This is a genomic window from Vibrio sp. OPT20, from assembly GCF_963889365.1.
GTDB classification, from domain to species: domain Bacteria; phylum Pseudomonadota; class Gammaproteobacteria; order Enterobacterales; family Vibrionaceae; genus Vibrio; species Vibrio splendidus.
The window spans coordinates 21,189-26,674 of sequence record NZ_CAWPOA010000066.1 but is presented as its reverse complement, the minus strand read 5'-3'; the positions used below and the strand labels follow the sequence as shown (position 1 = coordinate 26,674).

The window sequence follows — 5,486 nt, the reverse complement described above, 5'->3', positions numbered from 1 at the left end:
CGGCCCCCAAATTGCAGTAAGCACAGCTGGGCTTGAATAGCGTAACAGGCGACGCGTGGTTTGATTTAATCGAAGCGGGATTGCTGGCTCTAGAAACAGATACCGACTAAAAAAAACAATCGCTGTCATAAGGAATATCGTTAACCAAATCATCTCTATTTCCCCTCCACAATTGTCTTGTTACCGTTGTTTCGCTCTTGGAACGATTCGCTGATAAAGCCCGCTAACATACCGGCAATCGCTGCAATCATTAGCCCGCCCTCAATATTGTTAACCGACATCGCAACCGAAGTGACCAATGAAACCACCACACACACGACGACGGGTAGAGTTCGGATTAATGGGAACACCAAGGCGATAAAGGTTGCTGCGACCGCGAAATCGAGCCCAATTTCATTGAGTGAAGGAATCTGGCTTCCCGCGACAATGCCAACAAAGCTTGCAATATTCCAAACGAGATAAAAACCGCCGCCTACACCCGCAGCATACCAGCGATTAAATTCTTGCTGAGACTGCCCACTACAGATCGCGAACAGCTCATCGGTGAGCCAAAATCCGAGTAATAGACGCCAACGCGCAGGAAGATGGCTGATTTTGTCACGCATCGATACGCTATACAGAAAGTGTCTAGACGTGATGAATAAGGTAGTCAACAACATGGTACCTAGACCAATACCCGCTTTAAACATACCCGCAGCGACAAGTTGTGCTGAGCCAGCAAATAGAATAGCCGACATCGCTTGCGCTTGAAGCTGACTCAATCCAGCATCTATCGCATATGAGCCCGCTAGAATTCCCCAAGGGATTACTGCAATGCTCAAGGGCATTCCCGCTAAAACGCCCTTCCATAACTGTGTTCGTCTATCCATTGTTTCACTATCCATATAGTTCTTTTCTCTCTTCACATTGGCTATTCAATGTAAGAGGAGTTGAGTCGGTTCGATTGTACAAACTTGCTCGATTTCATGCCCCTCGGTTTGCCGCACTTAACCGCACTTAACACAAGTTAGCCATGCCTTAGCCACGCAAGTTTAGAGCATTTTGATGTATTGCCCTGGCGTGTATCCATTGGCCTTTTTGAAGTGTCGATGAAAATGGCTTTGATCATGAAAGCCACACTCTTGCGCGGTATCAGAAATGGTATGCCCTTGTTTCAATAACTTACGCGAAAGCCTTAACCGAGATTGGATTTGATACGCATGCGGCGGAAGACCAAATTCTTTCTGAAAAGAACGCACTAAGTGAAACGGGCTCAATGCCGCTAGCTTAGATAGCTCCTCTAGGGACACATCGGCTTGTGGAAAGTCATCTAAGAACTCTTTCACTAAGACAAGTTGGCGTTGAGTTTTCCCATCGAGTTGAGGGTTAAGCGGCGATTTTCCGTGTCGACTAATCAGTTTAACCAACATCCCGTACATCAAGGTTTCTCTTAACAAGCGATTGTCAGATTCATCAATCGTGTTAAAGACTAATCTCAATTGATTAGCGAGTTCAGGGTCTTCAACAACCGCTCTTGGGAAGTAAGGCGCGCCGTAGTTCGGTAGGTTAAGCTCTTGAGTGATCTTGGCAAGTTGCTCTGGGAGAGGATACATGGCTCGATATGCCCAACCACCTTCAGTGGCAGAGTGACCGCTATGAACTTCGTCGGCATTGACCAGAATAATCGCATCTTGTGGTGCTATATGATGCCCGCCCGTTCGATAGAAACGCTGAGCGCCCTGCTCAATAACACCAAGTGTGTAGCCCTCGTGGCTATGGCGCGAGAAGTTCTGCTTTTCGTATTCAGCATTAAGGGTTTCAAGGCCACCGAGCTCTTCTGTGATCTTATATTCGGCCTTTTCTTTAGAGCGTTTCTTGTTCTCCATAACAATTCCCAAGCCTGTTAATTATCGAGCGACTTATCAGTCTACTCTATAGGCTCTTTCAGCTTTTGTACAAAATTGCGCTTTTGTTTGTTAATACTGTTTTTATCGTTGGCTTAATAACGCTTTCTAACTGGGAGGAAAGTCTTGGTCTATAACTAGTTGGCGAGAAATTGACAAATTAGTGTGGCAATCATGGCAATACTCTCTTCAAATCATCGGCAATAGACCTGATACACCATGAAAAATACGCTAATCCTTTTCTTTTTCCTGAGCCTAACTGGGTGCACTCATAACCAATCAAAAGCACTGAGCATGAACTCCTCGTCGGTCAATACGTACCCTCAATCTATGTCGAACCTGCAACTGTGTGACACCTTATATTATGGGCGCTCAAGCAACCAGACACTCGCAGCAATTGGCAGTGAGTTTAATCGAAGAGGATTATCAAAACATTGGTGTGATACCGAAACCAATAAGCTTTATCTAACAAAGACGATTGATTGGGTTGCTGACCAAGTAGAAGACAAAGAAGATTCGGAGGAAGAAGCGTCTGCCGTTGTGTTGCCTGCGAATTAAATGAGGCAATGACAGCTAAACGCCTGTTCGCACTTAATGACCTCGCTTGCTTAGGTAATTAAGTGCCCTATTTTTACTCAAAAAATCCCAAGTTAATCTGGCTGCGTTCGAAGAAAAACAACCGCTTCTTTTCGCTACACAAATATTACGAGGGTACTCGGGCGCAAGAGGAATAACATTTACGCTGGGATGAGATTCTGGAACGGCAAGCTCTGCAACAATAGAAACACCTAAGCCCGCTCTAATCAAAGCAAGTATCGAGGTCAATTGAACAATGGTGTGTTTTTCTTTAAGGCGAGATTTTGATAGCTTAAACCATTCTCTAATGAGCGCCTCGCTGCCCCCTTTACTCAGTATAAAATCTCGATCTTCGATATCCACAGCCGACAAAACTGACAACTGGGATAAAGGGTCATCTTCATGAACTAAAGCCACCATACGGTCAGTAAAAACTGGGATGATATCTAGATCCAAATACTCTTTATCAACCGAGATTGCAAAATCTACGCGCCCCTCTCGCAATGCTAATAATGCTCCTTCGTCAGTAAACTCGCTTATTTCAATTTTAACTTGAGGTAAGTGTTGGCTGATCGCATGAATTAGGCTGGGTAAAATATGTGTGGAAGCGGATGCGCCAAAAGAAGCCACTTTCACCTGTCCAGCGCCATCTTTTTGAATAAGTCGAAGCTGTCTCAATAACACCTCTCCCTGCAATTCCTGCTGTTTAGCGAACTCAGCAATCAACCTCCCTTCCTCTGTTAACAATAAGGGACGACTGTCTCTTCGAACTAAAGCGAAACCTAACACATCTTCAGCACGTCGAAGAGCTTTGCTCGCAGCGGGTTGACTGACTCCTAATACCAGAGCGGCATCAGTGATACTTCCGAGCGCTAGTAGCTGCAGAAGTAATTTGGGAACTAGTGATGGGATGCTTTCCAAGTCTTCAACCATTTATATAACCTCAGGTTATTTTGATATCTATCTCTATGCTAGCAGACTACTTTTTCCGAAAAATAGATACTAGTCACCCGGAGAAAACAAATGACTATAGAAACATGGCTAACCTTCTGCCTCGCTTCACTTATCTTAACCATGACGCCAGGTCCCAGCATTTTGTTGGGCGTCATTCATTCAATGAAATATGGCGTTAATAAAGCTATTTTTACGGCACTAGGCGATATCTCAGCAAACTTCATACAGATGATCATTGTTGCAGTTGGACTTGGCATCATAATGTCAACGTCTGAACTAGCGTTCGCCGTTATCAAGTGGCTTGGAGTCACAACATTGCTGTATATGGGTATCAAGATGTTGCGTGATAAACCTGAGTGTGATGCACAAATAACCACCAATTCACCCACCGCGATTTCAGGCCACAGACTCTATTTAAGTGGTTTCTTCGTTGCAGCGGGTAACCCCAAAGCGATTGTCTTTTTCACTGCATTCTTCCCCCAGTTCATAGACCCAACCAAGTCCCTGTTATCACAAATGTTGGTGATGTGCCCCACAATGGCAGTGTTGGATTTTACGTGGGTGATGATTTACGCCATCTCTGCCAAGAAGCTTCTTGGGTTTATTCAAGATCACCCAACGTACCTGAATAAAATCGGCGGTTCAGCGCTTTTAACTGCAGCCATCGCACTCGCTGTAACAAGTCACAGCTCCAACCTATAGTCGAGCCAGTAAAGGAAAAAACAATAAATTGAGTTTCATTCGGGAGGAAAAAATACGTAAACACATCTCAATTTTAGACATACTTCAGATAGCAAGAGGCCACCCATAAAGAGCGGTTTTTTTAAAAGAACTGGAACCCAGTCCTTTCCAAAGCCCCCTCCCACCTCCACACCTATGAGCTGATGAAAAGGTTGGCGTAACCGCTTAACTGATCAATGTCCAATTATCGGTTCCTATGAACCAACATGCCATAACTGCTAAGAATTTCATATTTTTTGACCTGCTAATCAAATTAACACTCTTACAAGTCGATGCTGAGATACCTAACTATGGTGTAACTCACGCGATCATGTCTACGGCCCTAACACGCCCAAGTTTTGCGATGCGCTTTACTGCACCATGGAGACGAATAATGACGTCCCCGAAGATTTTCGAAAGCAAACAACAGAGACTCTGGCGGCATGATGAAACAGCAGGGTTAAACCGCCAACCGTAATGGTTCTGACATTAAGGCGTGTACTCATCACGACCACCCCAACCACTTCGTCAACAAAAATTCTCGATCAACAATGAAATCTTTTATTCCAAGCACGCGAAGTGTTTTAAATTGCACTACGTGCAATATACGAATAAATTAAGTTTACATTCGTAAACAACAAGATCTTATCGAATCTAAACATGAATCGTTATCGAACCAATTGAAACAGTATGAACTCAAGGTCGCTGATATCGCCATGAATCAGACGAAGCAGAGACACGCTGGAAAAGAGACAAGAAGTTAATTCGTTCTCTTGTTCGCGCAACGTTAACCAGCAAGTACCACAAAAAACTATCGATAGTGAATTAAGGATCAAGAAATGAAAAAATCAATTTTAGCGGTTTCGTTAGCAGCTGCGTTTTCTGTGCCAGCAATGGCACAGACAGCACCGCAAGCAACCCCTGACGCATTCCCGCAATTGACTCCGGTACGCGTACCAGTTGATCACTACGCAACTGGTCAAAGAACACCGGTTATGCATCCTCAAGCTACGCCTATGGCATACCCGACAGCTATCCAGAAAATCCCGGTTAAGCAAAGCATTCCAACTGCAACGCCGTATGCGTATCCAAATGCAATCCCGGTTAAACAAGCTGTTCCGACTGCAACACCATATGCGATTCCAAATGCAATCCCGGTAATGCAGACGACGCCGCAAGCGATTCCAAATGCAATTCCAAACGCGATCCCGGTTAAGCAAGAAATTCCAACGGCAACGCCTTACATCTACCCGAAGATGCCGCAGCAAACCCCTGTTCTGCAGACGACGCCGCATGCGTATCCAAATGCGATCCCGGTTAAGCAAGAAGTACCAACGGCGACGCCTTATGCGT

At 44.8% G+C, this 5,486-nt stretch carries 7 protein-coding genes; 3 read left to right on the top strand and 4 right to left on the bottom strand.

Translation table 11 applies throughout. From position 1 onward, the window contains the following. The 3 genes from AACR09_RS15990 to AACR09_RS15980 all read right to left on the bottom strand — a co-directional run. On the bottom strand, positions 1-153 hold a 153-nt coding region (locus AACR09_RS15990), incomplete at its 3' end, for an AzlD domain-containing protein (protein WP_228010722.1). A gap of 2 nt (positions 154-155) precedes the next feature. Continuing rightward, the gene (locus tag AACR09_RS15985) at positions 156-884 is read right to left on the bottom strand and encodes an AzlC family ABC transporter permease (RefSeq protein WP_065584890.1); all 729 of its coding nucleotides are present in this window, start codon (positions 882-884) and stop codon (positions 156-158) included. A 147-nt stretch (positions 885-1,031) separates the two neighbouring features. Then, on the bottom strand, positions 1,032-1,865 hold the full coding sequence (locus AACR09_RS15980) for an AraC family transcriptional regulator (protein ID WP_004736410.1): 834 nt from the start codon (positions 1,863-1,865) through the stop codon (positions 1,032-1,034). Positions 1,866-2,102: 237 nt separating this feature from the next. Between AACR09_RS15980 and AACR09_RS15975 the strand changes: the two genes are divergently transcribed. Beyond that, complete coding sequence (locus AACR09_RS15975; RefSeq protein WP_017087188.1) at positions 2,103-2,441, top strand: hypothetical protein; 339 nt, start codon at positions 2,103-2,105, stop codon at positions 2,439-2,441. A 33-nt stretch (positions 2,442-2,474) separates the two neighbouring features. Here AACR09_RS15975 and AACR09_RS15970 read toward each other — a convergent pair whose 3' ends face one another. Next, the gene (locus AACR09_RS15970; protein WP_193835391.1) at positions 2,475-3,392 is read right to left on the bottom strand and encodes a LysR family transcriptional regulator; all 918 of its coding nucleotides are present in this window, start codon (positions 3,390-3,392) and stop codon (positions 2,475-2,477) included. Positions 3,393-3,482: 90 nt separating this feature from the next. On the opposite strand from AACR09_RS15970, the gene AACR09_RS15965 reads away from it, so the two are divergent. Both AACR09_RS15965 and AACR09_RS15960 read left to right on the top strand, forming a co-directional pair. Next, positions 3,483-4,115, top strand: coding sequence for a LysE family translocator (locus AACR09_RS15965; protein WP_193835390.1), 633 nt, complete (start codon positions 3,483-3,485; stop codon positions 4,113-4,115). 857 nt (positions 4,116-4,972) lie between these two features. Beyond that, positions 4,973-5,486: hypothetical protein (locus tag AACR09_RS15960; protein ID WP_228010717.1), on the top strand; the 514-nt coding region annotated here is incomplete at its 3' end.

Coding starts and splice junctions, on each gene's coding strand:
- AACR09_RS15985 (WP_065584890.1), bottom strand. CDS start 884: ATGGATAGTGAAACAATGGATAGACGAACACAGTTATGGAAGGGCGTT.
- AACR09_RS15980 (WP_004736410.1), bottom strand. CDS start 1,865: ATGGAGAACAAGAAACGCTCTAAAGAAAAGGCCGAATATAAGATCACA.
- AACR09_RS15975 (WP_017087188.1), top strand. CDS start 2,103: ATGAAAAATACGCTAATCCTTTTCTTTTTCCTGAGCCTAACTGGGTGC.
- AACR09_RS15970 (WP_193835391.1), bottom strand. CDS start 3,392: ATGGTTGAAGACTTGGAAAGCATCCCATCACTAGTTCCCAAATTACTT.
- AACR09_RS15965 (WP_193835390.1), top strand. CDS start 3,483: ATGACTATAGAAACATGGCTAACCTTCTGCCTCGCTTCACTTATCTTA.